The sequence below is a fragment of the Glutamicibacter sp. BW80 genome, assembly GCF_002332385.1.
In the GTDB taxonomy this organism is placed as follows: domain Bacteria; phylum Actinomycetota; class Actinomycetes; order Actinomycetales; family Micrococcaceae; genus Glutamicibacter.
This window is the reverse complement of the sequence record NZ_NRGV01000075.1, coordinates 1-26,083: the sequence shown is the minus strand read 5'-3', so window position 1 is coordinate 26,083 and position 26,083 is coordinate 1. Positions and strand designations below refer to the sequence as shown.

The 26,083-nt window shown below is 63.2% G+C and carries 25 protein-coding genes; 13 read left to right on the top strand and 12 right to left on the bottom strand.

All coding sequences use genetic code 11. The annotated features are described in order from the left end of the window. Positions 1–12: 12 nt before the first annotated feature. The 3 genes from CIK76_RS18010 to CIK76_RS18000 form a co-directional block, all read right to left on the bottom strand. Positions 13–534: a gamma carbonic anhydrase family protein gene (locus CIK76_RS18010; RefSeq protein WP_096289034.1), complete on the bottom strand. Its 522-nt coding sequence runs from the start codon at positions 532–534 to the stop codon at positions 13–15. A gap of 78 nt (positions 535–612) precedes the next feature. Further along, entirely contained in the window at positions 613–1,458 is an 846-nt protein-coding gene (gene purU / locus CIK76_RS18005; RefSeq protein WP_096289032.1) for a formyltetrahydrofolate deformylase, read from the bottom strand. A gap of 61 nt (positions 1,459–1,519) precedes the next feature. After that, entirely contained in the window at positions 1,520–2,740 is a 1,221-nt protein-coding gene (locus tag CIK76_RS18000) for an NAD(P)/FAD-dependent oxidoreductase (RefSeq protein WP_255248535.1), read from the bottom strand. A 221-nt stretch (positions 2,741–2,961) separates the two neighbouring features. Here CIK76_RS18000 and CIK76_RS17995 point away from each other — a divergent pair, with 221 nt between their 5' ends. Beyond that, the gene (locus tag CIK76_RS17995) at positions 2,962–3,846 is read left to right on the top strand and encodes a bifunctional methylenetetrahydrofolate dehydrogenase/methenyltetrahydrofolate cyclohydrolase (RefSeq protein WP_096289028.1); all 885 of its coding nucleotides are present in this window, start codon (positions 2,962–2,964) and stop codon (positions 3,844–3,846) included. A 201-nt stretch (positions 3,847–4,047) separates the two neighbouring features. On the opposite strand, the gene CIK76_RS17990 is transcribed toward CIK76_RS17995, so the two are convergent. Next, on the bottom strand, positions 4,048–5,448 hold the full coding sequence (locus tag CIK76_RS17990) for an MFS transporter (protein ID WP_096289026.1): 1,401 nt from the start codon (positions 5,446–5,448) through the stop codon (positions 4,048–4,050). Between the two features lie 134 nt (positions 5,449–5,582). Here CIK76_RS17990 and CIK76_RS17985 point away from each other — a divergent pair, with 134 nt between their 5' ends. Both CIK76_RS17985 and CIK76_RS17980 read left to right on the top strand, forming a co-directional pair. Then, positions 5,583–6,533, top strand: coding sequence for a LysR family transcriptional regulator (locus tag CIK76_RS17985; protein WP_096289024.1), 951 nt, complete (start codon positions 5,583–5,585; stop codon positions 6,531–6,533). Between the two features lie 156 nt (positions 6,534–6,689). Next, positions 6,690–7,046 carry a VOC family protein gene (locus tag CIK76_RS17980; protein ID WP_096289022.1) on the top strand — a complete coding sequence of 119 codons (357 nt, stop codon included), beginning with the start codon at positions 6,690–6,692 and terminating at the stop codon, positions 7,044–7,046. A 16-nt stretch (positions 7,047–7,062) separates the two neighbouring features. Here the strand turns inward: CIK76_RS17980 and CIK76_RS17975 are convergent, their stop codons facing one another. Further along, positions 7,063–7,704 carry a response regulator transcription factor gene (locus tag CIK76_RS17975; protein WP_096289020.1) on the bottom strand — a complete coding sequence of 214 codons (642 nt, stop codon included), beginning with the start codon at positions 7,702–7,704 and terminating at the stop codon, positions 7,063–7,065. Then, positions 7,701–8,939, bottom strand: a complete 1,239-nt coding sequence (locus CIK76_RS17970; protein WP_141393618.1) for a histidine kinase — start codon at positions 8,937–8,939, stop codon at positions 7,701–7,703. The genes CIK76_RS17975 and CIK76_RS17970 overlap by 4 nt, the downstream gene beginning before the upstream one ends. A 109-nt stretch (positions 8,940–9,048) precedes the next feature. On the opposite strand from CIK76_RS17970, the gene CIK76_RS17965 reads away from it, so the two are divergent. The 8 genes from CIK76_RS17965 to dctA all read left to right on the top strand — a co-directional run bounded on the left by CIK76_RS17965 (position 9,049) and on the right by dctA (position 16,874). After that, a complete protein-coding gene (locus CIK76_RS17965; protein ID WP_096289016.1) occupies positions 9,049–9,867 on the top strand; it encodes a GAP family protein in 819 nt (272 codons plus the stop codon). A 77-nt stretch (positions 9,868–9,944) separates the two neighbouring features. Continuing rightward, positions 9,945–10,448: a hypothetical protein gene (locus tag CIK76_RS17960; RefSeq protein WP_096289014.1), complete on the top strand. Its 504-nt coding sequence runs from the start codon at positions 9,945–9,947 to the stop codon at positions 10,446–10,448. A 68-nt stretch (positions 10,449–10,516) separates the two neighbouring features. After that, complete coding sequence (locus CIK76_RS17955; RefSeq protein ID WP_176484305.1) at positions 10,517–11,362, top strand: exodeoxyribonuclease III; 846 nt, start codon at positions 10,517–10,519, stop codon at positions 11,360–11,362. Between the two features lie 16 nt (positions 11,363–11,378). Next, positions 11,379–12,416 carry a tryptophan--tRNA ligase gene (trpS, locus tag CIK76_RS17950; protein WP_176484304.1) on the top strand — a complete coding sequence of 346 codons (1,038 nt, stop codon included), beginning with the start codon at positions 11,379–11,381 and terminating at the stop codon, positions 12,414–12,416. 62 nt (positions 12,417–12,478) lie between these two features. Beyond that, complete coding sequence (locus CIK76_RS17945) at positions 12,479–12,955, top strand: 2'-5' RNA ligase family protein (protein WP_176484303.1); 477 nt, start codon at positions 12,479–12,481, stop codon at positions 12,953–12,955. Positions 12,956–13,147: 192 nt separating this feature from the next. Then, a complete protein-coding gene (locus tag CIK76_RS17940) occupies positions 13,148–14,053 on the top strand; it encodes a LysR family transcriptional regulator (protein WP_096289008.1) in 906 nt (301 codons plus the stop codon). Positions 14,054–14,168: 115 nt separating this feature from the next. Next, positions 14,169–15,266, top strand: coding sequence for a tartrate dehydrogenase (locus tag CIK76_RS17935; RefSeq protein ID WP_096289006.1), 1,098 nt, complete (start codon positions 14,169–14,171; stop codon positions 15,264–15,266). Between the two features lie 165 nt (positions 15,267–15,431). Further along, positions 15,432–16,874: a C4-dicarboxylate transporter DctA gene (dctA, locus tag CIK76_RS17930; protein WP_096289004.1), complete on the top strand. Its 1,443-nt coding sequence runs from the start codon at positions 15,432–15,434 to the stop codon at positions 16,872–16,874. A gap of 95 nt (positions 16,875–16,969) precedes the next feature. Here the strand turns inward: dctA and CIK76_RS17925 are convergent, their stop codons facing one another. The 6 genes from CIK76_RS17925 to sdhC all read right to left on the bottom strand — a co-directional run bounded on the left by CIK76_RS17925 (position 16,970) and on the right by sdhC (position 22,185). Then, the gene (locus tag CIK76_RS17925; protein WP_096289002.1) at positions 16,970–18,436 is read right to left on the bottom strand and encodes a catalase; all 1,467 of its coding nucleotides are present in this window, start codon (positions 18,434–18,436) and stop codon (positions 16,970–16,972) included. A 21-nt stretch (positions 18,437–18,457) separates the two neighbouring features. Next, positions 18,458–18,619: a hypothetical protein gene (locus CIK76_RS19510; protein WP_176484302.1), complete on the bottom strand. Its 162-nt coding sequence runs from the start codon at positions 18,617–18,619 to the stop codon at positions 18,458–18,460. A 120-nt stretch (positions 18,620–18,739) separates the two neighbouring features. Continuing rightward, positions 18,740–19,522: a succinate dehydrogenase iron-sulfur subunit gene (locus CIK76_RS17920; RefSeq protein WP_096289000.1), complete on the bottom strand. Its 783-nt coding sequence runs from the start codon at positions 19,520–19,522 to the stop codon at positions 18,740–18,742. Beyond that, positions 19,522–21,309 (bottom strand): succinate dehydrogenase flavoprotein subunit, encoded by a 1,788-nt coding sequence (gene sdhA, locus CIK76_RS17915; protein ID WP_096288998.1) that lies wholly within the window; start codon positions 21,307–21,309, stop codon positions 19,522–19,524. The genes CIK76_RS17920 and sdhA overlap by 1 nt, the downstream gene beginning before the upstream one ends. A gap of 48 nt (positions 21,310–21,357) precedes the next feature. Next, a complete protein-coding gene (locus CIK76_RS17910; protein ID WP_096288996.1) occupies positions 21,358–21,801 on the bottom strand; it encodes a succinate dehydrogenase hydrophobic membrane anchor subunit in 444 nt (147 codons plus the stop codon). Between the two features lie 3 nt (positions 21,802–21,804). After that, positions 21,805–22,185: a succinate dehydrogenase, cytochrome b556 subunit gene (gene sdhC / locus CIK76_RS17905; RefSeq protein WP_096256553.1), complete on the bottom strand. Its 381-nt coding sequence runs from the start codon at positions 22,183–22,185 to the stop codon at positions 21,805–21,807. Between the two features lie 280 nt (positions 22,186–22,465). On the opposite strand from sdhC, the gene CIK76_RS17900 reads away from it, so the two are divergent. After that, complete coding sequence (locus CIK76_RS17900; protein WP_096289249.1) at positions 22,466–23,578, top strand: mannose-1-phosphate guanylyltransferase; 1,113 nt, start codon at positions 22,466–22,468, stop codon at positions 23,576–23,578. 219 nt (positions 23,579–23,797) lie between these two features. Beyond that, positions 23,798–25,963: a choline BCCT transporter BetT gene (betT, locus tag CIK76_RS17895; protein WP_096288994.1), complete on the top strand. Its 2,166-nt coding sequence runs from the start codon at positions 23,798–23,800 to the stop codon at positions 25,961–25,963. Positions 25,964–26,083 lie beyond the last annotated feature (120 nt).

The window sequence follows — 26,083 nt, the reverse complement described above, 5'->3', positions numbered from 1 at the left end:
TCGGCGGGGCGGTCAGGAACCGTTGGCGGCCAGGTGCTTGGCGGCGAGCACCAGATAGTGCTCGGCGTTCACGTTCAGGCTGGCGACCTCGTCCGCGGTCAGTTCGCGGCGCACCTTCGCGGGAACCCCGGCCACCAGCGAGCGCGGCGGCACCTGCGTGCCCTCAAGCACCAGGGCCCCGGCCGCCACCAGCGACTGCTCGCCGATGACCGCGCCGTTCATGATCGTCGCGCTCATCCCGACCAGACAGCCATCGCCCACGGTGGCGCCGTGCACCACCGCGCTGTGGCCGACGGATACCGCGTCCCCGAGCGTGCAGGGGAACCCCGCATCGGCATGCAATACGACGTTGTCCTGCAGATTGGTGCCCTTGCCCACCCGGATCGGGGCCGAATCGCCGCGCACCGAGACACCGTAGAAGGCGCTGGCGCGATCAGCCAATTGCACGTCGGCGCTCAGCGTCGCGGTCGGGGCAAGGAAAACTTCGGCGCCCACGGTAGGGGTAACGCCGTCAATGGTAATTATGTGAGCCATGGCACCCATCCTATCCGCAGCCGGGGTCCGGCTCGGCGAAGCGCTGCGCGGTGCGCGCCGCCGGGCACTGCCGCGAAACTAGGAGAAGACGATGGTGCGCTGCCCATCGAGCATCACCCGGTGCTCGGAGTGCCACTGCACCGCACGGGTCAGCGTGCGGCCCTCGACGCTGCGCCCGAGCGCGACCAGCTGGGCGGGGGTGCGCGCATGGGAAACCTGGGTGACCTCCTGGTCGATAATCGGCCCCTCATCCAGGTCCGCGGTCACATAGTGCGCGGTCGCGCCGATCAGCTTCACCCCGCGGGCGTGGGCCTGGTGGTACGGCTTCGCCCCCTTGAAGGAGGGCAGGAAGGAGTGGTGGATGTTGATGACCCGTCCGGCCATCCGCTCGCACAAGGCGTCGGAGAGGATCTGCATGTAGCGGGCGAGCACCACCAGTTCGATATCGTACTCATCGGCCAGGGCCAGCAGCTCCGCCTCGGCCTGGAACTTGTTCGCCGGGGTCACCGGCAGGTGCACGAAGTCCACCCCGTAGAACTCGGCCATCGGCTTCAGATCCAGGTGGTTGGAGACGATCACCGGCACCTCGATGGCCAGATTTCCGGCGCGCTGGGCGAAGAGCAGGTCGTTGAGCGCGTGCCCCGCCTTGGAGCACATGATCATGGTGCGGGTGCGCTTGGCCGCGTCGTCCACGCGCAGCGACATCACGAATTCCTCGCGGATCGGCGCGAGCGCCGCGCGCACCTGGACCAGGGACTGTTCGGTGGCCACCTCGATGCGCATGAAAAAGGTGTTCGAATCCGGCGATTCATACTGCTGGGACTCGGTGATATTGCAACCAGCGCCCAGCAGCCCGCCGGAAATTGCATGCACGATGCCCGGTCGGTCCAGGCAGGAAAGGGTCACGATGTACTGGTTGCTCATGGATCGAGGTTAACCTCCCGGAGCCCCCTGCGCCGAATCCGGCGTCTTGCCAGCGCGATATTTACCTGGCCGTTGTCATCTGCGGCGGGCGATTTTCGGCCCCCGCTTCGCTCGCGTCCGCGGAACCAACCGCCACCCCGAGCTCGGCCAACCGGCGCACCGCCGCCACCGCGGCTTTCCGCCCGGCCCGGGTTGCCCCGATCGTGGAGGCCGAGGCGCCGTACCCGACGAAGAACATTCCCGGCAGCGCCGCGGCGCTCACCGAATCGGCAAGCACCCGGATCCCGCCGGTGCTGGTGTGCAGATTCAGCCCGCGCAGGTGCCGATGGGCATGGCGGAAGCCCGTGGCCCACAGGATCGCGTCGATCTTTTCGCTCGTGCCGTCGGCAAAGCGCACCGACCGTGCATCCAGCCAGGAGATGGCCCCGCGGGAGATCAGCGCACCGGAGTCGATGCCCGCCCGCATCGCCTCGGTGAGAATCAGCCCGGTGGTGCCGACCACGGATTTCGGCGGCAGCCCGGCGGCGGTCCGCGCGTTGACCTCGCGCTCCACGGCCACGCCCCATTCGGGATCGTTGCCCACCTCCCGCCAGTCCGGGGCGCGCCGGGTGGACCAGAGGGTGTCGATCCCGGCGGCCCGCAGCGCCACGATGAACTGGGTGGCGCTCGCCCCGCCGCCGACCACCAGCACCCGCTGCCCGGCAAACTGCTCCGGCGCCACAAATCCGGAGGTGTGCACTTGCGGCCCGGTGAATTCTTGGCTGCCGGGGTAGACCGGCCAGAAGGGGTTGGTCCAGGTGCCGCTGGCGTTGATCAGCGTGCGCGTCGCGAGCTCCTCGCCGCTGGAAAGCCGAACGCTGAACCAGGTTCCGTCGTGGCTGACCGCCGCTACCTTCGCGGGCCGGCGCACCGCCAAGCGATGCAGCGCTTCGAACTGCGCATAGTAGTCGGAGACCACCGCGGAGGCTGGCCGCGTGGGGTCCTGATTTTCGAAGGGGAAGTCCGGCAGCGGGTGGATCCGGTGCGTCTTGCCCAGGGTGAGGGTGTCCCAGCGGTGCTGCCACGCGCCGCCGGGGCGCTCGTTCGCGTCGAGCACCAGGAAATCCTCGCCGGGTACCAGTCCGCGCCGGTGCAATTGATAGGCCGCCGAAAGCCCCGCCTGGCCGGCGCCGATCACGATGCTCTGGTAGCTCACCCGAACCTGCTTTCTCCACGTTGCGCTCACCGGGTACAACAACCCCGGAGCGGTGCGCATTCCCGCCGCACCCGCTACATGGTGCACAGCCTTCGGCCGAGGAAATCACATTTTTCGCCCGTCATCCACCGGTGTGCGCACCGCGAAGTTCGTTAGACTTGTGCGCAGAAGCATCGTGACTGGCGTGAGGTGGATAACCACCGGGGAGCGAGCAACCTGCAGTGAATACGGACCGCGCGCCTGGGTCTGGTACCGAACAGCATCGTGAGCCGCGCAGCAGCTGCGCAGGCCACAACGGAAGGAACAGTGTGAGCGCACGTATTCTCGACGGCAAGGCCACCGCGGCAACCATCAAGGCGGAGCTGGCCGAACGCGTCGCCAAGCTCAAGGAGCAGGGTTACGCCACCGGGCTGGGCACCATCCTGGTGGGCAACGACCCGGGCTCGGCCTGGTACGTCGGCGGCAAGCACAAGGACTGCGCCGAGGTCGGCATCGAATCGATCCGCGTGGATCTGCCGGAGGAAACCACCCAGGACGAGCTGCTGGCCAAGGTGCGCGAGCTGAACGAGAACCCGGATTGCACCGGCTACATCGTGCAGCTGCCGCTGCCCAAGCATATCGACCAGGACACGATCCTGGAGGCGATGGATCCGCAGAAGGACGCCGACGGGCTGCACCCGATGAACCTGGGCCGCCTGGTCGCCAACGTGAACCGCCCGATGGCCTCCCCGCTGCCATGCACCCCACTGGGCTGCGTGGACCTGCTGGCCCGGCACGATATCGATCTGAACGGCAAGCACGTGCTGGTCCTGGGCCGCGGCGTGACCATCGGACGTCCGGTCGGACTGCTGCTCACCCGCTGGTCGGTCAACGCGACCGTCACCCTGGCGCACACCGGCACCACCAACCTGCCCGAGCTGCTGGCCCAGGCCGATGTCATCATCGCCGCCGCCGGCGTGCCGCATATCGTCAAGGCCGATGCGATCAAGCCCGGCGCGATCGTGCTCGACGTGGGGGTCTCCCGGGTTGACGGCAAGGTCACCGGGGATGTGGATCCGGCGGCCGCCGAGGTCGCTTCGTGGATCAGCCCGAACCCGGGCGGCGTAGGCCCGATGACCCGCGCGATGCTGCTGAACAATGTGGTCGAGGCGGCAGAACGCAACGCCGCCCACGCCGCCCACGCCGCCAGCTAGGCGCTACGCAACCCGAAGGCCCGTGGGCCATCCCCGCCGCGGCGGGGATGGCCCACGGGCCTTTTGCGTACCCGGAGCGCCGTCCGTCGCGGACACGCAAGTGGCATATGTGCAGCGTTCTGGGCAGCCCGGGCACGGCAATGCCCCGGCAGGAAACCCATTTGGTTTCTTGCCGGGGCATTGCTGTATGCCAGGTGCCGTTTAGCGGTTGCTCAGATCCTTGGCAGGTTCTGCCACGCGCTTGTCGAAGACCAGCGCGCCGACTTCCTGTTCGGCCTGATTGCGGAAGGACAGGTCGATGCCTTTCCGATCGCGGATCATCGAGACTGCGATCAGCGAGATCGCCACCACGATCAGCAGGTAGGTGGCCACCGCGTTCGTCCCGCCGGTCGCTTGCACCAGCGCCTGGGCGATGGTCGGGGCGAAAGCGCCGCCGACGATCGCGCCGATCGCGTAGGAGATCGACACACCGGAGAAGCGCACCGAGGCGGGGAACATTTCGGAGTACAGCGCCGACTGGGCGCCGTAGGTCAGCCCCAGCCCGATGCCGAAGATGCCGAAGGCCAGGTAGAGCAGGCCCAGCGACCCGGTGTTGACCAGCGCGAAGACCGGGAACATCGACAGTCCCAGAATCACGAAGCCTACCTGGTAGGTGCGCACGCGGCCCAGCACGTCGGCCAGCAGTCCGGCGATCATCGTGAAGATCAGCCAGATTGCGGCCCCGAAGACCACCGCGATGAGCACGTCGGTGCGTTCCAGACCGATTGGCCCATCCGGGTCGGTGGTGTAGGACTGGAAAAAGCCGCCGGTGGTCATGTAGCCGGCCGCGTTGTTGCCCGCGAATACCAATGCCGCGACGACAACCAGACGCCAGTGCTTGCGGAACAGCTCGAGGATCGGCACCTTGGTCTGCGCCTTCTGCTCGGCGATCTCTTCGAAGACCGGGGACTCGTCGACCGCGCGGCGCACGAAGTAGCCCACGGCGATCAGCACGATGGAGGCCAGGAACGGCACGCGCCAACCCCACTGCACGAATTCTTCGCCCGGGGAGATGACGCCGGTCATCAGCGCCATGGTGCCCGAGGCGAGCAGCATGCCCAGCGGCACGCCGATCTGCGGGTAGGAACCGGCACGTCCGCGATGGGTATCGGGTGCGTGCTCGACGGCCATCAAGACCGCGCCGCCCCATTCGCCGCCGGCGGAGATGCCCTGCAGGATGCGCAGCGTCAGCAGCATGATCGGTGCCAGGATGCCGGCGGTCTCGTAGGTTGGCAGCACGCCGATGAGCATCGTCGCGGCGCCCATGAGGCTCAGCGTGAGCACCAGCATCGCCCGGCGGCCGATCTTGTCGCCGTAGTGCCCGGCGAGGAACGCACCCAGCGGGCGGAAGAGGAAGGACAGGCCCACCGAGGCGAAGGAGATCAGCAGGCCGATTTCCTTGCCGGCAGGTTCGAAGAACAGCTGGCTGAAGACCAGACCGGCGGCGGTGGCGTAGATGAAGAAGTCGTACCATTCAACGGTGGTGCCGATGATGGTGGCAAAAGCGACGCGCCGTTGATTGGACTTGGCGTTCCGTCCTGCGATGTTTGCGGTGTTACCCATGGTGCTCCTCGCTGAGCTGCGCTGGCCCCAAAAAACCAGTACTGCGTGAGTTGTAAGTCACTACAGTGTTGCACCGCACAAACCTTAGGTAAACTTCAAAGATGTGCAGAACTATTGAAGGTAGACTTAACTGTATGCCGAAGTTCACCCTGCGCCATCTGGAAATCATTGCCGAACTGCCCGAACATTCCACCCTTGGCTCGGCCGCCAGCGAGCTGAATATTTCAGAATCGGCGCTGTCGCAATCGATTACCGCAATCGAAAAAATCGCCGGCGAACCCTTGTGCCTGCGCCGCAAGGCCCATGGCGTCTCGATGACCGCCTCGGGGGAGTACTTCGCATCGATGGCGCGAAAAATCATTGCCCAGGTCGATGAGCTGCAGGCAACCTTTCCGCACCAGGAGGGAAAGCTGCGCGGCCCGGTGCGTTTTGGCTGCTTCGCCTCGCTCTCACCCCATGTGGTCCCCGCGCTGCTCGAGGGCTTTCCCCGGGTGCATCCGGAGTTGGACGTCAGCGTGCGCGTGGGCACCCACGAGGAACTGATCCCGGCGTTGAACTCCGGGGATCTCGATGTTGCCTTCGTCTACGACCTGTTGCTGCCGCAAGAGATGAATAAGCAGGTCATCTACGAGACCGAGATGCAGGTGGTGCTGCACCCCGAGCATCCGCTGGCGCGCCTTGAGCGGCCACTGGAACTAAGCGATCTCGTGACGGAACCGTTGATCATGTACCAGTCGGTACCGAGCACCGAATACACCATGCAGCTTTTTGCGGCGCGCGGGCTGGTGCCGAGGATCACCGCCTCGGTGCCGCAGATGATCCTGGTCAACGCGATGGTTGGCCGCGGGCTGGGCTACGGGCTGCTGATGTCACGGCCAAACAATGCCGAGCTATCGCTCGAGGGGCGCAAACTGGCAATTCGCCGGCTCAACCCGCCGAATTATCCCAGCGCCGTCGTGGCGATCTGGCCGCGCAAGGCGCAGCTCTCGGCGCGGGTGCTCGCCCTGATCGACTATGCCATTACCGCGATGAACGAGTCCTGGCAGCGTGCGAAACCGGAGAACCAGAGCTCTGCCGGCAGTTAGTCCGAATCGGCAAAAACCCATCGCACCAAGCCATATGCCAAACCGCCGCCTAGCGTGGAATCTTGCGCCGACGGGCACTATCGCCGGGGCGTGCGGCTGGGCATAATGGGAAGCATCCGAAGCACACACGACTTTTCAAGGCGAAGGGCTAAGGAAATGATTGGCACATGGCAGGCCATGGTCATCGACTGCGAGGATCCCAGCGCGTTGGCCACATTCTATGAGCAGCTACTGGGCATGATCCGGCTCGACGATGAGCCGGACTGGGTGAGCATCGGTGACGCACCGGACCGTCCCGGACTGGCTTTCCAGGCGGTCAGCCCGTATGTGGCTCCCGAATGGCCGGGGCATCTGCACCCGCAGCAGGCGCACCTCGATGTGAAGGTCAAGGATCTGGATCTCGCGGAGCAGCAGGTGCTCGCGCTCGGCGCCGCGCTCACCGGTGAAGGCTCGAAGACCTTCCGCGTGTATTTGGACCCGCAGCAGCATCCGTTCTGCCTGGTGAGCTGGTAAGCCGCGCGGGTTTTGCCTAGCCCCAGTGCGCAAAGGCGATCTTTGCCGCCTGCAATCTGGAGCTGACCGACAACTTGCCCATCACCCGGGATACGTGGGTTTTCACCGTCGTTTCCCCGATGCCCAAGCGCGCGGCGATCTGCGGGTTGCTCAGTCCCGCGCCGAGCCCGGCCAGCACCTCCAATTCCCGCTCGGTGAGGGTCTCGGGCAGCGGGGGCGGCGCCGGTTGCGGGTCCAGTGCCGCCATCGCCTGCGCCACGACGCGGGAGGTCACTTCGGGGTCCAGCACCGAACAGCCGCGCGCGGCCGTTTTCACCCCGTCGAGGATTTGCGCCGGCGTGGAACTTTTCAGCAGGAACCCGTGAGCGCCGGCCTGCAGCGCACCGAAGAGGTAGGCGTCGTCGTCAAAGGTGGTCAGCACGAGCACGCGGGCCAAGCCAGCGGAGCTGATTTCGGCCGTCGCGGCGACCCCATCGAGGATCGGCATGCGCAGATCCATGAGCACCACCTCGGGGCGCAGCGCCCGGGCCATATCCACCGCTTGCCTGCCGTCGGACGCCTCGCCGACCACTTCAAGGGCAGAGTCGGCCTCGAGAATCAGCCGGATCCCCATGCGCACCGTGGAATGATCGTCGACGATCAGGGTTTTGACGCTCATCGCGGGTCACCGCCCTTCAGGGTCTCCGGATCGGTGGGGAATTCGCACCTTGCCCAGAATTTGCTGCCGCTGCCAAATTCGCAGTGCCCGCCCAGGGCCTGCACGCGCGAACGGATATTATTCAACCCGCTGCCGGCTCCGCCGGCGCTAGGGGTGCCGGCCGAATCGGGCGCGTCGCGCAGCGTATTGCTGGACTGCACCACCAGGGCCGCCGGTGCCTGGAGCAGCTCCAGGCGCAGTGCGCTGCCCGGGGCGTGCTTTGCATGATTGACCAGCAGCTCACGGACCGTCCGGTAGATCGCCGTCTGGGTCGGCTCGGATACCAGGGCCAGATCCGAAGCCACGCCGGTGTCATAGCTGATTCGCTGCCCGGCCTGTTGGAAAGACTGCACCAATTCGGGCAGCCCGCTAAGGTCCGCGCGCAGCGCCGAGCTGCTGCCCGCGTGCAGCATGCGCACCATCGAAGTCATCTCCTGCAGCCCGGCTACCGATTCGGCACGGATGCTTTCCAGCGGGGCGCGCAGGCCCGGCTGGCTGGTCATCGGCTCGCGTTCGAGCAATGCGCCGCTGAGCAGCGCGATGGAAGAGAGCCGTGCGGAAAGCACATCGTGCATCTCCCGGGCCAGCGCGGTGCGTTCCTCGATATTCGACGCACGATGCTCGGCCACCAGCCGCTCCTCGCGATCCGCCGCGGCGGCGCCTACCGCGGCGGCCCGTGCCGATTCGCTGTGCGCCAGCTCCTTGGCGGTACGCACGTTCTCCGCCCAGAGCATCGGGGTGAAGAAGACAAACCCGGCGATGAAGATCGCCAGCACCGCATCGGAGGTGGACCCGGTCTTCGCCCAGATGTATCCGGCCACGGTGAGCGTGACCAGGCTCAACACGATCAGCGTCCAGCGCCGCACCGGTGCGCCGGCCAGCAGGTAGATGGTGAATACGGATTCGAAGAGCAGGAAGTACCCGCCGATGCTGCCCATCGCCAGCAGCAACGCCGCGAACAGCAGCAGCCATAAGGCGCAGATCGTGGGCATCCGGCGGCGCAGAAACAGCGGAGCCGTGCCAAGGGCCAGCACCGGGAACCACCATCCGGCCAGCGCAGCAAAACTCGCCAGCGGCGGATTGACCAGGTTTGCCAAGTGCAGCACGGAGGTGAGCAGCAAGTACATGCCTACGGTTTCGGGTTCCTGATCCCCGCTGCCCAGGCGGCGCAGCAGCTGCGCTAGTTTTCTTCTCACCCATTAAGCATGCCCGTTGTTCCGGCCGCCGCGCGTCCTCCTAAAGTAGGAGGCCAGGTGGCCCGTTGCCCGATTTTCAAGCACGCCGCGAAGCCGCACAGTGAGAAACATGAACTTCTTAATGCAGTCCCCGGGCCTGATGCTGCTAGTCCTCGCGCTCATCGATGCGACAAGCATTGGCACCCTGGTCATCCCGATCTGGTTGCTGCTGCGGCGCGACTACCGGCGAGCCATCCCGCGCGTGATTGTGTATCTGGGGCTGCTCGCGGCGTTCTACTGGGTGATTGGCGTGCTGATCGGCTCGGGCTGGAACCTTGGTGCGGGGCTGGTTCCGGCCGGCTTCTTCCAACACCCGACGATCAGGCTGCTCAGCCTGTTGCTCGGGGCGGGCATGATCATCTGGGCGTTGACCTACAAAACCGATGCGCAAAAGGCCGCGGCGCTGCGCAAATCGGCAGTCGGGGGCGCGTCCCAAGAGCGCGCGGAGCCAACGGACCCAGCTACGCCGGGGGATGCCGGGCCGCAAGTGCCGAAGAACCTGCGCGGGTTCATGGCCCGGGCACTGGATAGCAAGTCCGGGATCGCGGTGCTGGCGCTGGTCGCGGGGTTGCTGGAACTGCCCACGATGCTTCCGTACCTCGGCGCCATGGCGATACTCAAGCAGAGCGGTTGGTCCGAACCGATGCAGCTCTCCTTGCTGGCGGTCTACTGCGTGGTGATGATCGTCCCGGGCCTCATTTTCGTGGCCATCCGTGCGGCGGCCGGAGACCGCCTGGATAACTGGCTGCAACGGGTGGGCACAAAGCTCGGCGGCTACGCGCAGGAAACCCTCGGTTGGGTGGTGGGCATCGCCGGCTTTCTGATCATCCGGGCAGCGCTGGACGGGATGCCGCTGGGGGACTTCATGAGTCGCGTATTCAACTCCTAGCGCCACCGGGCACGCTGTGGGCGAACCGGTGGCCTGAAAATTGGTCAGCACGGAGCCAAAATGAGATAATTTCAGCTATGGAACCTCTAGGCAGCACCGCGAAGCAGGGCAAAAAAGTCACCCTGAACGCATCGACTCTGGCCATGGCAGTGATGGTCGTCGTCCTCCTGGTGGCGGTCGTGTTCGCCGCCAACTCGAACGAGGTCGTCGGCTGGTTCATCGTCGCGATCTCCGCCGGCTGGCTGCTGCTTGCGGCGTTCATGATGTTCGGCCTGAAGCGCGGGGCGGATAAGATCAATACCTCGCTGCGCGAAGCCACCGCGGCAGCCACCGGCCGCGCGCAGGGTGGCTCCACCGTCGTCGTCGACGAAGGCACGAGCCAGCGCGATATGAAGCTGGACCACTCCTTCAAGATCATCCAGGTGCAGGCCCGGGTGATCGCCGAACAGCGCGAGCAGAACGCGGAGAATTCCGCGGAAATGATCGACCGCGCCCTGGAAACCATCCAAATGACCGCGACCAACGCGCGCGACATGATGAAGCCCTCCGGCGAGGCCATCGACGGCGAGATCGTCAACTAATTGATTTTGTTACCGCGCAGCGCAACGTTCACGCCGAACGTTGCGCTGTCTTTTTGTAAGGTGGAACTGTGATACCTACCAGCGTGGAAATTTTGAGCAAGCTTCAGGGCGCCGTGCGCGTCGCCTCGGTCAACGTCAACGGCATTCGCGCGGCCTACAAGCGCAATATGGCCGACTGGATCGCCGCCCGCGACGCGGACATCCTGTGCCTGCAGGAGGTGCGCGCGCCGGATGCGATCGTGCGCGAACTGATCGGCGAGGGCTGGCACATTCTGCACGCCGAAGCCAAGGACAAGGGCCGCGCCGGGGTTGCGGTGCTTTCGCGCGCCGAGCCGACCGCCGTGCGCGGGGACATCGGCGAGGAATACTTCGCCGAATCCGGGCGCTGGGTGGAAGCGGACTTCGCCATGGAAGACGGCAGCACGCTCTGCGTGGTCTCCGCCTATGTGCACTCCGGGGAGCTGAATACCCAGAAACAGGTGGACAAGTACCGTTTCCTCGAGCGCATGAATGTGCGCCTGGTCGAGCTGAAGAACGAGAAGGACCACGTGCTGGTGGTGGGCGATTTAAACGTCGTGCACACCGAGAAGGACATCAAGAACTGGAAGCCGAACCACAATAAGCGCGCCGGCGTGATGGACGAGGAAATCGCCTACTTCGACGGATTCTTCGGCGCGGAGATCGGGTACAAAGACGTGGCCCGCGAACTGGCCGGCCCCGACGCGCAGGGTCCCTACACCTGGTGGTCCTTCCGCGGGCAGGCCTTCGACAATAATGCCGGTTGGCGCATCGACTACCAGATGGCCACCGCGCAGCTCGCGGCGAAGGCCATCAAATCCCACGTAGACCGTGCCTCGGCCTACGATCTGCGCTTCTCCGACCATGCACCGCTGGTCGTCGACTACCAGTTCTAAAGGACCACTTCATCCCATGAGCGAAACATTCGCCACCACCACCCGTCCCCGCGTGCTGTCGGGCATGCAGCCCTCGGCGGACTCGCTGCACCTGGGCAATTACCTCGGCGCGCTGGTCAACTGGGTCAAGGCCCAGGACGACTACGAGGCGTTCTTCTTCATCCCCGATATGCACGCGATCACCGTGCCGCAGGACCCGGCCGAGCTGCGCAAGCGCACCCGGGTGACCGCGGCCCAGTACATCGCCGGCGGCATCGATCTGGAGAAATCCACGCTGTTCGTCCAGTCCCAGGTCCCCGAGCACGCGCAGCTGGCCTGGGTGCTGAACTGCCTCACCGGTTTCGGCGAGGCGAGCCGGATGACCCAGTTCAAGGACAAGAGCTCCAAGGGCGGGTCCGACCAGTCCAGCGTCGGGCTGTTCACCTACCCGATGCTGATGGCCGCGGACATCCTGCTCTACCAGCCCCAAGGCGTGCCGGTGGGCGATGACCAGCGCCAGCATGTGGAGCTGGCCCGCGACCTGGCCAAGCGCTTCAACCACCGCTTCGGCGAGACCTTTGTGGTGCCCGAGGCCTTCATCCCGAAGGAAGGGGCGCGCATCTACGACCTGGCGAACCCGACCTCCAAGATGTCCAAGTCCGCAGAGTCCCCGGCCGGGCTGATCAACGTGCTCGACGAGCCGAAGCTGATCGCCAAGCGGATCAAGTCCGCGGTCACCGATGCGGGCAGCGTCGTCGCCTACGACCGGCAGGAGCAGCCCGGGGTCTCGAACCTGCTGGACATCCTGGCGGCGATGACCGGGCGCCAGGTGACCGAGCTGGTCGCCGAATTCGAGGGCAAGATGTACGGGCACCTGAAGGTGGCCGTGGCCGAGGCCGTGGTGGAACGGCTCACCCCGATCCGCGAGCGCACCCTGGCGTTGCTCGATGACCCGGCGGAACTGGACCGGCTGCTGCTGGCCGGGGCCGCCAAGGCGCGCACGGTGGCCTCGGCGACGATAACCGATGTCTACGAGAAGGTCGGCTTCCTGCCGCCGCTGGGAAGCCACGGCTAACCGTGATCGAGCCGCAGGCCGGAATGCTCGAGCCCCGCTTCACGCTGGGGGTCGTCATTCCCGTGCCCGAACCACAGCGCAGCGTGCTGCGCGAATGGCGGCGGGTTTATGGGGGAGCGGCGACCGAGCCGATCGCCCCGCATATCACCTTGATCTCCGGGTCCTACGGCGAGTCCTGGGAGCAGGCGGCCAGGCAGGTGCGCCGAGTTGCCCAGGGCAGTGCGTGCTTTGAGGTGCGGCTCGCCTCGGTCGGCTCCTTCCGCCCGGCCAGCGAGGTGGTCTACCTGCCGCTGGCGGCGGGGGCCGAGCGGTGCTGGGAGCTGCATCGGCAGCTGCTGGCCGACCAGTTGCGCCACGAATCGCAATTCGAGTACCACCCGCACCTGACGATCGCGCAGAACGTGCCCAGTGCGGACCTGGATGCCGCGCAGGAACAGCTGCGCGAGGTGGAGCTGAGCTTCGAGGTGCGGACTTTGCAGCTGTTCGACACCCGCGGCGGGGCGTGGAATCTCAGCGAGGAACTCGCGCTGCGATGCTAGCGTTAACCGAACGGAAAGCAAAAACCCCGTGGAACAAAAATGTTCCACGGGGTTTTTCTCTGTCCGGCCAGCTGCACGGAACCCCAACAGCGCTACACATACTGACTCACGATGTGACGCGACCCGTGGGGTGCATCACATAATAGTCAGTGGGCCACGGTGATGGCCAGGGCAACGCGGCGGAGGAGAGACATGGATGTTCGGCAGCTGAGGTATTTTCTAGCGGTGGTCGACCATGAGGGGTTCAATCGGGCGGCCGAGCATTTGCTGATCGCACAACCATCGCTGTCGCAAACTATCAAAAGCCTTGAACGGGAAATCGGGCTGCCGCTATTCCACAGGGTCGGGCGCAGGGCCGTGCTCAGCGAGGCCGGCAAGGAGCTTGTGGGACCCGCGCGACTGGTGGTCCGGGACCTGGATGCCGCGCATTCGGCCATGTCAGCGTTGAAGGGGGTGCGCCGCGGGCGCCTGGAGCTGATCGCCATGCCCTCGCCCGCAATCGAACCGCTGACCACGCTGATAGCCGGCTACACCGAACGCTATCCGCAGATCTCCGTGAGCACCGCCGCGGCGTTTACCGTCGACGATGTGGTTTCCTCGGTGCGTAACGGCAGCAATGAAATAGGACTGCTTGGCGCGGATCGGCCCATCACCGCCCCCGGGGTCGACGTGGTGCAACTCGAACGCCAGCCGCTGATGCTGATCATCAATCCGACGGCCGATAATTTTGGGGCACGCGAGGTGCTCAGTGGCCAGGATCTCGGTGGGGAACGCGTCATCATCTCGCAGCGGGGCTCACTGATGCGCGCCCTGGTTGACGACCTTCTCGCCGGTGGCGTCAACATTGAGATCGTGGCGGAGGTTGCACATCGCACCTCGATACTTCCGCTGGTGTTGGCCGGCGTGGGGCACGCGATCCTCCCCGTCTCGTGGGCGCCGCTGGCGCGCCGTTCGGGACTTCGCGTGACGCGGCTGGAGCCTGTGGCCGAATTGCATGTGGCGATTATCAGCAGGCAGTCGAACCTGACGCCGGCAGCCCGGGCGTTTCTGAGCGTCGCCGAAGCGTATGCCGCGTCGAGTCTTGGCCATCACTCATAGGTTTTTCCTATTCGGAATATGCAATTTCAGTCTTGGACGCAATTCAGCGGAGCCGGTCTAATTGAAACTAAGTTCGCATGTGACGCGGAACACTTTCACTCCAGAGGAGAACGCTATGAGCCAGACCAAGGTATTCAAGATCGCTTCAATCCCGGCCGACGGCGTCGGCAAGGAAGTTGTTGCGGCGGGGCGCCGCGTGCTTGACACCATCGCCGAGCAATCCTCGGGCAAATTCGCCTTCGACTGGACCGAATTTCCTTGGGGCTGTGAATACTACGCCCAGCACGGGGTCATGATGGATCCGAACGGACTGGAAACGTTGAAGGACTTCGACTCGATCTATTTCGGTGCCGTCGGTTGGGAAAACGTCCCCGACCATGTCAGCCTGTGGGGTCTGCGCCTGAACATCACGCAGAACTTCGACCAGTGGGCCAACATCCGACCAGTGAAGTTCCTGCCCGGTGTCACCTCGCCGCTGCGCAAGGCCGACGACACCGAACTTGATTGGATCGTCGTGCGCGAGAATAGCGAGGGCGAGTACGCGGGACTGGGCGGGCGCAACCTATCGGGCCGTGGACCGGGCAACGAAATCGCGTTGCAGACCGCGTTGTTCAGCGAGAAGGGCTGCGAACGCATCATCCGCTTCGCCTTCGATCTGGCTCGCACTCGCACGGTGAAGAAGGTCTCCTCAGTCACCAAATCGAATGCCCAGCAGTACGGCATGGTGCTCTGGGACGAGGTCTTCAACCGGGTGGCCCTGGATTACCCGGAGGTGCGCACTGAAAGCGTGCTCGTCGACGCGATGAGCGCGAAGTTCATCCTGAATCCGGAAGAACTCTCGGTGGTCGTGGCCTCAAATCTCAATGCGGACATCCTTTCGGATCTCGGATCGGCTCTCGCCGGCAGCCTGGGCCTGGCGGCCAGCGCGAACCTGAATCCGGAACGCCGTTTCCCCTCGATGTTCGAACCGGTCCACGGCACCGCTCCGGATATCGCTGGCCAGGGGATCTGCAATCCGATTGGTGCGATCGCCAGCGCCGCGCTGATGCTCGAGCACTTTGGCCTTGAGCAGGAGGCGCGCCGAGTGGAGGCGGCCATCGAGGTCGCCACCGGCTCCGGAAACCTGACCCGGGACATCGGCGGCAACGCCGACACGGAAGCAGTCACCGAAGCCATCGTCCACGCGCTGAGCAGCACCCTGGCAGCCGTCTAAGCTGCGCCACGGCGCTCTCGGGTCGGGTGCTCGACCCGACCCGAGAGTCCGCACTCCGCCCACGGAGCGACTTAGTCTTCGACCCCCCACATATTTTCTAGTCTCGCTCCTAAGCACGCCTGAGATCCACGGAGTAAGACTTATTCCAACACTGAGGTAGGAATCATGGGCAATACCATGCACAGCGAAAGCAACCCTCCCGTACGCAAGCGCTGGTACCGGCAATTGTACTTCTGGGTGCTGATCGCCATCGTCGCCGGCATCATTCTGGGCTGGCTCGCGCCGAAGACCGGTCAAGCCATGCAACCGATCGGTACGACATTTGTCGAAGCGATGAAAATGCTCATCGGTCCCATCGTCTTTTTGACCATTGTTGGCGGCATCGCCAGCGTTGCCGACCTGAAGAAGGTCGGAGCCACGGGGCTCAAGGCATTAGGCTACTTCCAGATCGGCACCATCTGCGCAATGCTCCTGGGACTAGTAGCGATCAACATCTTCCGCTTGGGTGACGGTGTGAACGCCGATGCGAGCAAGATCGAAACCACCGGCCAGGCGGCCGAACTCATAGACAAGGGCGAGAACCAGCAGTGGTGGGAATTCCTCACCCATATCATCCCGGGATCCGTCGCTTCGCCATTCGTCGAGGGCGACATCCTGCAGATCATTTTCATGGCTGTGGTGTTCGGTATCGCGATCAACGCGGTCGGTAAAATAGGTGCCCCGGTGCTGGAGATGGTTCAGCGTCTGACAACGGTCATCTTCAAGGTGTTGAACTTCATCATGAAAGCAGCCCCGCTGGGCGCCTTTGGCGCCATGGCCTTCGCCGTGGGCAAATACGGGGTGGAAACGCTCTCAAGCTTGGGCTGGCTGATCCTGCTCTTCTATGGCACTTCTATCGTCTTCGTCGTCTTCTTCCTTGGCGGAATCATGGCCTTCTTGGGACTGAATATTTTCAAGATGTTTAAGCACTTCCGCGAAGAACTGCTGCTGATCCTGGGTACCTCAACGGCCGAACCGGCTCTTCCGGGGCTGATGAAGAAGCTGGAACATGCAGGAGTGAAGAAGGAAACCGTGGGCCTGGTGGTCCCTACCGGCTACAGCTTCAACCTCGATGGGGCGGCGATCTACCTGTCGCTGGCTGCCGTGTATATAGCCCAGGCCACCAACACGGACCTTACCGTCGGTCAGCAGATTGGAATGCTTGCGGTGATGCTGCTGACCTCGAAGGGCGCGGCAGGCGTGGCCGGCGGTGGATTCATCGCACTGACGGCAACGCTGAGCACATTGGGCACCATTCCGGCAGCGGGCATTATGCTGATCTTCGGCATCGACAAATTCATGTCCGAGTGCCGTGCTCTGGTGAACTTCTGCGGCAATGCGGTGGCTACGTTGTTCATCGCCTGGTGGGACAAATCCCTGGATATCGACCGGGTCCGCCGGGTTTTCAACGGGGAAGACGTTCCCGCCCTTGGAGCAACGGGCACAAACCGGGAGCAAGTCTCCCCGGAGCATGAAACGGAAGCAGTCCTGGAATCGGAACCCGATCCGCATAAGTGCGATGAACCCGAAAATCAGTCAGAATCGCTAACGGGAGCTACAGCACGCTAACGGTTAAGCAAAAAAACAGGTTGGTCCCCGCGANNTCGCGGGGACCAACCTGTTTCAGCTCACTCTCCTGCACCCGGAAGAGCGCCGCGCAATGCCTACTGGGCGCGCACGTTGGCTTCGATCTTGGCTCCGACGTCCGGGTCGATATTCTTCCAGTATTCGATGGCGTTGGTGAGCACCGGTTCGATCACTCCGCCCAGCGCGCCGGTGACGGTTTCCACGAGTTCGGCGCGCTGGGCGTCGTCCATCACCTCGCGCACCAGGATGCCTGGCTGGACGAAGTCGCCATCGTCCTCACGCAGGGTGTAGGCCGAGCGGACCAGCTCGCCATCGGACTCGAAGGAGTTCTCCGCCGGACCGGTCTGGTCGCTGTAGCTGTCGCCGAAGGAGTTCGGGGCGTAGACGCTGCGATCCGAGGTGTGCTCGTAGGTCATGCTTCCCTCGAAGTTGTACGAGGTGACCGGGCATTTCGGCTTGTTCACCGGCAGCTGCTGGAAGTTGGTGCCGATGCGGTAGCGCTGGGCATCCGCGTAGGCGAAGTTGCGGCCCAGCAGCATCTTGTCCGGGCTCATGCCCATGCCGGGAACCATATTGCCCGGGGAGAAGGCCGCCTGTTCGATCTGCGCGAAGAAGTTCTCCGGGTTGCGGTTCAACGTCATCGTGCCGACCTTGATGCGCGGGTAGTCCTTCTTCGACCAGACCTTGGTCAGATCGAATGGGTTGTAGCGGTAGGTCTTGGCCTCGTCGTACGGCATGACCTGGATGTACAGGTCCCACTTCGGGAAGTTGCCGGCCTTGATGTTCTCGAACAGGTCGCGGCGGTGGAATTCGGCATCGGAGCCGGCCAGCGATTCGGCCCTCTCCCCGCCCATGGTTTCGAACTTCTCGGACTGCTGGTTCAGGAAGTGGTACTTCACCCAGAACTTCTCGCCATTGGCGTTGACCCACATGTAGGTGTGCGATCCGTAGCCGTTCATTTCGCGCCAGGTCTTCGGCAGGCCGCGCTGGCCCATGATGTAGGTGACCTGGTGGGCTGATTCGGGGTTCTGCGTCCAGAAGTCCCACTGCATGGTGCCGTCGCGCAGCCCAGAGTCGGGCAGGCGCTTCTGCGAGCGGATGAAGTGCGGGAACTTCATCGGGTCGCGCACGAAGAATACCGGGGTGTTGTTGCCGACCAGATCGAAGTTGCCTTCGGTGGTGTAGAACTTCATCGAGAAGCCGCGCACATCGCGCCAGGTGTCCGGGGAGCCGAGCTCGCCAGCGACGGTGGAGAAGCGCATCAGGGTTTCGGTTTTGACGCCGGGCTGGAACAGGGCCGCCTTGGTGTACTGCGAAACGTCTTCGGTGGTTTCGAATTCGCCGAAAGCGCCGGAGCCCTTGGCGTGCGGGCGGCGTTCCGGAACGTTCATCCGGTTGAAATGCTGCAGGGTTTCGACTAGGTGGTGGTCGTGCAGGACGATCGGCCCGTCGGCGCCTACGGTGAGCGAGTTGCGATCGCTGACCGTCGGAATGCCAGCCTGGGTGGTCGAACCAGAGGGGTTCACGTTCTTGTTCTCAGCCATTGTTTCTCCTTTGCATGGAAATTACATATTTGCCAGGAACGGGTTTACCCCGTGCGCTCCGCGGGCAGCTGCGACGCGGACGCCCTGTGCATGGGCCTCAACCACGGACGGGTGGCGTGCGTGGAAGTCTGTGAAATTTTTAGGGCTGCTGGCGTCGCCGCCAGCTCCCTTGTTGCTCATCATGCCACAAATCAGAATCGGTCAAAATACGCTGGCGGGAATTCCTCTGCTGGTTGCCAGCAGTTAACGCGAAGGGGCCCGAACCGGATGGTTCGAGCCCCTTGGCGGGTTAAGGAAGAATCCTTAGATGGTGCGCGACAGGATCGCCTGCTTGACCTCGGCGATAGCCTTGGTCACCTGGATGCCACGTGGGCAAGCTTCGGAGCAGTTGAAGGTGGTGCGGCAACGCCACACGCCTTCCTTGTCGTTCAGGATCTCCAGACGCATGTCGCCTGCATCATCGCGCGAGTCGAAGATGAAGCGGTGCGCGTTGACGATGGCTGCCGGGCCGAAGTACTGGCCGTCGGTCCAGAAGACCGGGCAAGACGAGGTGCACGCGGCGCAAAGAATGCACTTGGTAGTGTCCTCGAACTTGGCGTGGTCTTCTGCCGACTGGTAACGCTCGCCGGAAGGCTCATGGCCTTCGTTGATCAGGAACGGCATGACCTCGCGGTAGGACTGGAAGAACGGTTCCATGTCAACGATGAGATCCTTTTCAAGGGGCAGGCCCTTGATGGCTTCAACGGTGATCGGCTTGGAGGTGTCCAGATCCTTGAGCAGGGACTTGCAGGCCAGGCGGTTGCGGCCGTTGATGCGCATCGCATCGGAACCGCAGACGCCGTGGGCGCAAGAGCGGCGGAAGGACAGCGAACCGTCGTGCTCCCACTTGATCTTGTGCAGGGCGTCCAGCACGCGGTCCGTGCCGTACATGGTCAGCTTGAAGTCTTCCCAGTAAGCGTCAGCGGTGCTCTCCGGGGTGTACCGGCGAACACGCAAGGTGATGTCGAAGGTAGGGATCTCTCCGCCGCCGCCGACACCTGGCTTGAGTTCAATCTTTGATGCTGGTTCCGGAAGTTCCGTGCTCATTAGTACTTACGCTCCATCGGCTGGTAACGGGTGAAGATTACGGGCTTGGTTTCCATGCGAATGCCGGAAATGCCCTCGGTGGTAGCCGTTGCGTCGCGGTACGACATCGAGTGCTTCATGAAGTTCTCGTCGTCGCGGTTCGGGTAATCTTCGCGGTAGTGTCCGCCGCGTGATTCCTTGCGGTGCATGGCTGCAGCGGTCATGACCTCTGCCATGTCCAGCAGGAAGCCGAGCTCGATGGCCTCAAGCAGGTCAAGGTTGAAACGCTTGCCCTTGTCCTGGACCGAAACGTTCTTGTAGCGCTCGCGCAGTTCTTCGATGACTACCAGTGCACGATTCAGCGAATCCTTGTCGCGGAACACCTGGACGTTCGCATCCATGATGTCCTGAAGTTCCTTCCGCAGTACCGAAACGCGCTCGGTGCCGGTGGAGTTCAGCATGGAGTCGATCTGGGAGCTGGTGAACTTCTCTGGATCTTCCGGAAGTTCCACGAAGTCCGCGGTGGCCGCGTACTTGGCCGCGGAGAGGCCAGCGCGCTTGCCGAACACGTTGATGTCCAGCAGCGAGTTGGTGCCCAGACGGTTCGAGCCGTGGACCGAAACGCAAGCAACTTCGCCGGCGGCGAAGAGGCCCGGGATCACGGTGTCGTTGTCCTGCAGGACCTCGGCCTCGATGTTGGTTGGCACGCCGCCCATCACGTAGTGCGCGGTCGGGAAGACCGGAACTGGCTCGGTGTACGGCTCAACGCCCAGGTAGGTGCGGGCGAACTCGGTGATGTCTGGAAGCTTCGCATCGATATGCGCCGGTTCCAGGTGGGTCAGGTCGAGCAGCACGTAGTCCTTGTTCGGGCCGCAGCCGCGGCCTTCACGCACCTCATTGGCCATCGAACGTGCGACGATGTCACGCGGAGCGAGGTCCTTAATGGTCGGAGCATAACGCTCCATGAAGCGCTCACCCTCGGAGTTGCGCAGGATCGCGCCTTCGCCACGGGCCGCTTCGGAAAGCAGGATGCCCAAGCCGGCCAGGCCGGTCGGGTGGAACTGCACGAATTCCATGTCTTCCAGCGGGATGCCCTTGCGGAAGGCGATGCCCATGCCGTCGCCGGTCAGGGTGTGTGCGTTCGAGGTGGTCTTGAAGACCTTGCCCGCGCCGCCGGTTGCGAAGACAACCGACTTGGCCTGGAAGATGTGCAGCTCGCCGGTAGCCAGATCGTAGGAAACGACGCCGGCAACGCGCTTCTGCTTGTAGGCGGTGCCGTCCTCGCGGTAGGCATCCTCCTCAACCATGAGCATATCCAGCACGTAGTACTCGTTGTAGAACTCAACGTTGTGCTTGACGCAGTTTTGGTACAGGGTCTGCAGAATCATGTGACCGGTGCGGTCAGCTGCGTAGCAGGCGCGACGCACGGCGGCCTTGCCGTGGTCACGAGTGTGGCCGCCGAAGCGGCGCTGATCGATCTTGCCATCCGGGGTGCGGTTGAACGGAAGACCCATTTTTTCCAGGTCGAGCACGGCGTCGATGGCTTCCTTCGCCATGACCTCCGCTGCGTCCTGGTCCACCAGGTAGTCGCCACCCTTGACGGTGTCGAAGGTGTGCCACTCCCAGTTGTCTTCCTCGACGTTGGCAAGTGCTGCGCACATGCCGCCCTGGGCCGCACCGGTGTGCGAACGGGTTGGGTAAAGCTTGGTAAGCACTGCGGTGTGCGCGCGCTGACCGGACTCGATCGCGGCACGCATACCTGCACCACCGGCACCGACGATGACTACGTCGTACTTGTGTACCTGCATTCTTGATGCTCTCTTTTCTGAAAAATCTGTGTGGCTAAAAAAGGGGTTTTAGCACTGTGGCAACGGGCTGTTCACAACGCAAGGATCGAAGGTGAAGATCACCAGGGAGCCAAGCACGATGATGAAGATCGTCGACACATAGAGGACGCCCTTGAGCCAGGCACGGGTTGCGTGCTTCTCGGCGTAGTCGTTGATGATGGTACGCACACCGTTGGTGCCGTGCAGCATCGCCAACCAAAGCAGCGCCAAATCCCAGAACTGCCAGATTGGTGAGGCCCACTTGCCGGCAACGAAGCCGAAGGACAGGGCGTTGATGCCCGTGCCGGTCAGCAGGTTGGCGATCAGGTGACCGAAGATCAGAACGACCAGTACTACGCCGGATAGGCGCATGAACAGCCATGCGAGCATCTCGAAGCTGCTGCGGGACTTTGGTCCGCGAACATACTTCGGGTCTATACGCTGGCTACGGGGGGCAGCAATTTCTGCGCTCATGGTTTAGTGTCCTCCGAATGCAAGCGAGAGGTGGCGGATTGCGAAGCCGGCGAATACAACGACCCAAACGCCGATGACGCCCCACAACAGCTGGCGCTGGTACTTGGTGCCCTGCTTCCAGAAGTCAACCAAGATCAGACGCAGTCCATTGAATGCGTGGAAGAGGATGGCGGCGACCAAAGCGGTTTCACCGAGTGCCATCAGGGGGTTTTTGTACGTGGCAATCACTGCGTCGTATGCACTGGCATCGACGCGTACAAGTGCTGTATCAAGCACGTGCACTAAAAGAAAAAGGAAAATAACGACACCGGTGACCCGGTGTCCCACCCAGGACCACATGCCTTCACGGCCGCGGTATAGGGTGCCTGACGAAGTCTTCGACACTGAACTAAACCTCCAAGGCTCGCAACGGCGCATGTGTATATTGCACACAATGAGATTTGACGCACTTGTGCGAGCGTTCCTTGTGCGAGTCTAAACCACATATGAGCCTCGGTTCTATCTTGAGTCTCGCCCTTGTGAGTATGTTCACCGAATAGTGGCAAATATGCGCCAGAAGGCCGGAAATACGCGCGTAATAACGCATAGACACGTTTCGTATTTATTGATCGCCCGAGAGCTTCAATGACCGGGTTTGCCCACCGAATGAATTAGTGTTGTGCTCGTGAATGCAGACCTTTTAGCGCGATTCCATGGCGTGATTCCGGCCGGTGGCGTCGGAACCCGACTGTGGCCCCTCTCCCGAGCCTCGGCTCCCAAATTCCTGCACGATCTCACCGGCTCGGGTTCTACCCTGATCCGTGCGACGTACGACAGGTTGGTGCCATTGGCCGGTGAGCGGATTATGGTCGTCACCGGTCGTGCCCACCGCGGCGCGGTCATGGACCAGCTCCCCGAACTGTGTGACGAGAACCTGGTGCTCGAACCCGAGCCACGTGATTCGGCGGCCGCGATCGGACTCGCCGCAGCCATCCTGTATCGCCGTGACCCGAATATCATCATGGGTTCTTTCGCCGCCGACCAGGTCATTGGCCCGGTGGACATCTTCCAGAAGGCGCTGAGCGAAGCGATCCATACCGCGGCCACGGGCAAGATCGTGACGATCGGCATCCATCCGACTCATGCCTCGACGGCCTTTGGCTACATCAAGGCCGGCGATTTGCTGAATGTTGCCAACGCGCCCACCGCCCGCGCCGTCGTGGAATTCGTGGAGAAGCCGGATGAGGATACGGCCCGCGGCTACCTGGCCGGCGGGGGATTCCTCTGGAATGCCGGAATGTTCGTCGCCCCCGTGGGGCTGATGCTCGAGCACCTCAAGTCGAACGAGCCAGATCTGCATGCCGGCCTGATGCGCATCGCCGAGGCGTGGGATACCGACGAGCGCGAAGCCGTCATGAACGCGGTCTGGACCGACCTGCCCAAGATCGCGATCGACTACGCGGTGGCCGAGCCCGCCGCGGCCGCCGGCGACGTCGCGGTGATTCCCGGCGTTTTCAACTGGGATGACGTCGGGGACTTCGCCGCCATCGGTCGGCTGAACAAGGCCAGCGAGGACACCGGGGTGATCTCTCTGGGGGAGAACGTTCGGGTGTATTCGGATAATGCCACCGGCGTAGTCTATGGGGATCGCCCCCGGGTGGTTGCGCTGATCGGAATCGACGATGTGATCGTCGTGGATACGGCCGACGCCTTGCTCGTCACGACCAAGGAGCACGCGCAGAAGGTCAAGCAGACGGTGGAGAAGCTCAAGGCCTCCGGAGCTACCGACGTGCTCTAGCGCACGCAGTTTCCGACGCCCGTGGCCGACTCGAAAGGGTAGGTCACGGGCGTTTTTGCTGGTTGTGAGGACTATCTCGAAGCAGCGGATGGCGAAGGCGGCCAGGCGCGCCAGCAAGCCGGTATAACTAGACCCGGCGGCACAAATTCGGATGCTCGCGGTGCCTCGGATTCACGGTTTCGGGTGCTTTTCGACACGAATTTGAGTAGGTTTGAACGCATGTCAACGGCTAAGAATGATTCCGAACCGCCAAGCAAACCCAACGACCAAGCCAAGGTGCCCGAACCGGTCCAGAAAGAAACTCGAATCAATCGAGTTGTCTTTTTCGGTTCGGCCTCGCTGGTGCTCGGCATTGCCCTGTGGGCCATTCTCGACAGGGAGTCTGCCGACGCAGTGATCGGTGCCACGGTCGCCTGGATCGGCAAGAACTTCGGCTGGTACTACACGCTCATCGTCGTCTCCGTGCTCGTCTTCGTCATCAGCATCGCCATTTCGAAGGTCGGCAAGACCCGGCTGGGGCCCGACCATTCACGGCCGACCTTCAACGTTTTCACTTGGGCTTCGATGCTTTTCGCGGCCGGCATCGGCATCGACCTGATGTTCTTCTCGGTGGCCGAGCCGATCACGCAGTACCTAGCGCCACCTACCGGCGACGGCTCAACCGTTGAGGCGGCCCGCCAAGCGGTGGTCTGGACGCTCTTCCACTATGGACTGCTGGGCTGGGGCCTCTACGCGCTGATCGGGCTGGCGCTGGGCTATTTTGCCTACCGGCACAATCTTCCGCTGTCGATCCGTTCCGCCCTCTACCCGCTGCTGGGCCGCCGGATCAATGGCTGGATCGGCCACTCGGTGGATATAGCGGCCATGCTGGGTACGATTTTCGGCATCGCGACCTCGCTGGGCATCGGCGTGGCCCAGCTGAACTATGGGTTAAATTTCATGTTCGGAATTCCCGAGAACATGAGCTGGCAGATCGTGCTGATCGTCGCGGCCGTTTTCATGGCGACGATCTCGGTACTGACCGGTGTGGAAAAGGGCATTCGACGGTTATCCGAACTCAACGTGCTGCTGTGCATTGCGCTGATGCTCTTTGTGCTGATCGTCGGCGGTACCGCCTACCTCTTCGACGGGATCATCATCAACATCGGCGACAGCCTCGCGAACTTCCCGGGCATGGCGCTGGATACCTTCGCCTATGACCGCCCCGATGAGTGGCTCAATGGCTGGACGCTCTTCTTCTGGGCGTGGTGGATCGCCTGGGCGCCCTTCGTCGGGCTGTTCCTCGCCCGCATTTCGCGTGGGCGAACCATTCGGCAGTTTGTCACCGGCGTTCTGGTAGTGCCTTTCGCCTTCATCCTGTTGTGGATCTCGATCTTCGGCAATAGCGCGCTGGCGCTGGTGCGCGGCGGAAACGCGGCCTTCGGCGAGGTCGCCATGAACACCCCGGAGCGGGCCTTCTATTCGCTGCTCGAGCAGTACCCGGGTACCCCCATCACCGCGGCGATCGCCACCTTCACCGGCCTGCTGTTCTACGTCACCAGCGCCGACTCCGGCGCGCTGGTGATGGCGAACTTCACCTCGCACCTGAAAGATGCGCAATCGGACGGCTCCAAGCCGGTGCGCCTGTTCTGGTCGCTGGCCACGGGCCTGCTGACCTTGGGCATGCTCTTCGTCGATGGCGTGCCGACCCTGCAAGGCGCGACCGTCATCATGGGCCTTCCCTTCTCCTTCGTGCTGCTATTCATCATGCTGGGACTGTTTAAATCCCTGCGGGTTGAATCGGCGCTGGCCGATAGCTACCAAGGGGCCATGCACAAGGTGCTGAGCAGCCGGATGGGTCCCAGCACCGAACGGCGCAGCTGGAAGCAGCGTCTGTCCCGGGCGATGAACTATCCCGGGCACCGGGCGGTGCAGCGCTACCTCGCCGAGGTGGCCGAGCCTGCACTGCGCGAGGTGAGCGAGGAGTTCACCGCCCGCGGCGCCGAGGTCCAGCTGGATACCGAAGCGGTGCATAACCTGAACCTCGACTCCCTGGACCTGGTGGTCGGCAACGGGCAGGAACGTCCCTTCAAATACCAGGTGTACCCGGTCCAGCTTCCGGTACCGAGCTACGCGAGGGTCTCCGCGGGCGATGACATCTACTACCGCATCGAAGTCTTCTCCCAAGAAGGCAGCCACGGATACGACCTGATGGGGCTGAGCAAAGAGCAGCTCATCTGCGATGTGCTGGACCAGTACGAAGCGCATCTCACCTTCCTGAATACCCAGATCGAATCCGATGGACCCAGCCAGATCAACGCGGCGGGAGCCGGAAAGTCTGATTGGGAGTCGGACTTTGAAACTTCCTCTATTCCCCTGATTGCTAAGACGAAGGACGAGTCATGAGTTTTCCGCAGAACCAGAACGAACTACTGCTCAATGCCGCGACGATTTATATTGACGGCAGCTTTGGGCCGGCCAGCTCCGCCGCGACCAGGCAGATCTCCTGCCCGGCCAACGGCGAAC

Excerpts from the sequence above, each read along its gene's own strand:
- CIK76_RS17965 (WP_096289016.1), top strand. The coding sequence starts at position 9,049 with ATGAACTTCTTAATGCAGTCCCCGGGCCTGATGCTGCTAGTCCTCGCG.
- CIK76_RS17990 (WP_096289026.1), bottom strand. The coding sequence starts at position 5,448 with ATGGGTAACACCGCAAACATCGCAGGACGGAACGCCAAGTCCAATCAA.
- CIK76_RS17980 (WP_096289022.1), top strand. The coding sequence starts at position 6,690 with ATGATTGGCACATGGCAGGCCATGGTCATCGACTGCGAGGATCCCAGC.
- trpS (WP_176484304.1), top strand. The coding sequence starts at position 11,379 with ATGAGCGAAACATTCGCCACCACCACCCGTCCCCGCGTGCTGTCGGGC.
- CIK76_RS17975 (WP_096289020.1), bottom strand. The coding sequence starts at position 7,704 with ATGAGCGTCAAAACCCTGATCGTCGACGATCATTCCACGGTGCGCATG.
- CIK76_RS17925 (WP_096289002.1), bottom strand. The coding sequence starts at position 18,436 with ATGGCTGAGAACAAGAACGTGAACCCCTCTGGTTCGACCACCCAGGCT.
- dctA (WP_096289004.1), top strand. The coding sequence starts at position 15,432 with ATGGGCAATACCATGCACAGCGAAAGCAACCCTCCCGTACGCAAGCGC.
- CIK76_RS17910 (WP_096288996.1), bottom strand. The coding sequence starts at position 21,801 with ATGAGCGCAGAAATTGCTGCCCCCCGTAGCCAGCGTATAGACCCGAAG.
- CIK76_RS19510 (WP_176484302.1), bottom strand. The coding sequence starts at position 18,619 with ATGATGAGCAACAAGGGAGCTGGCGGCGACGCCAGCAGCCCTAAAAAT.
- CIK76_RS17985 (WP_096289024.1), top strand. The coding sequence starts at position 5,583 with ATGCCGAAGTTCACCCTGCGCCATCTGGAAATCATTGCCGAACTGCCC.
- sdhA (WP_096288998.1), bottom strand. The coding sequence starts at position 21,309 with ATGCAGGTACACAAGTACGACGTAGTCATCGTCGGTGCCGGTGGTGCA.
- purU (WP_096289032.1), bottom strand. The coding sequence starts at position 1,458 with ATGAGCAACCAGTACATCGTGACCCTTTCCTGCCTGGACCGACCGGGC.
- CIK76_RS17940 (WP_096289008.1), top strand. The coding sequence starts at position 13,148 with ATGGATGTTCGGCAGCTGAGGTATTTTCTAGCGGTGGTCGACCATGAG.
- betT (WP_096288994.1), top strand. The coding sequence starts at position 23,798 with ATGTCAACGGCTAAGAATGATTCCGAACCGCCAAGCAAACCCAACGAC.
- CIK76_RS17920 (WP_096289000.1), bottom strand. The coding sequence starts at position 19,522 with ATGAGCACGGAACTTCCGGAACCAGCATCAAAGATTGAACTCAAGCCA.
- CIK76_RS17960 (WP_096289014.1), top strand. The coding sequence starts at position 9,945 with ATGGAACCTCTAGGCAGCACCGCGAAGCAGGGCAAAAAAGTCACCCTG.
- CIK76_RS17935 (WP_096289006.1), top strand. The coding sequence starts at position 14,169 with ATGAGCCAGACCAAGGTATTCAAGATCGCTTCAATCCCGGCCGACGGC.
- CIK76_RS18010 (WP_096289034.1), bottom strand. The coding sequence starts at position 534 with ATGGCTCACATAATTACCATTGACGGCGTTACCCCTACCGTGGGCGCC.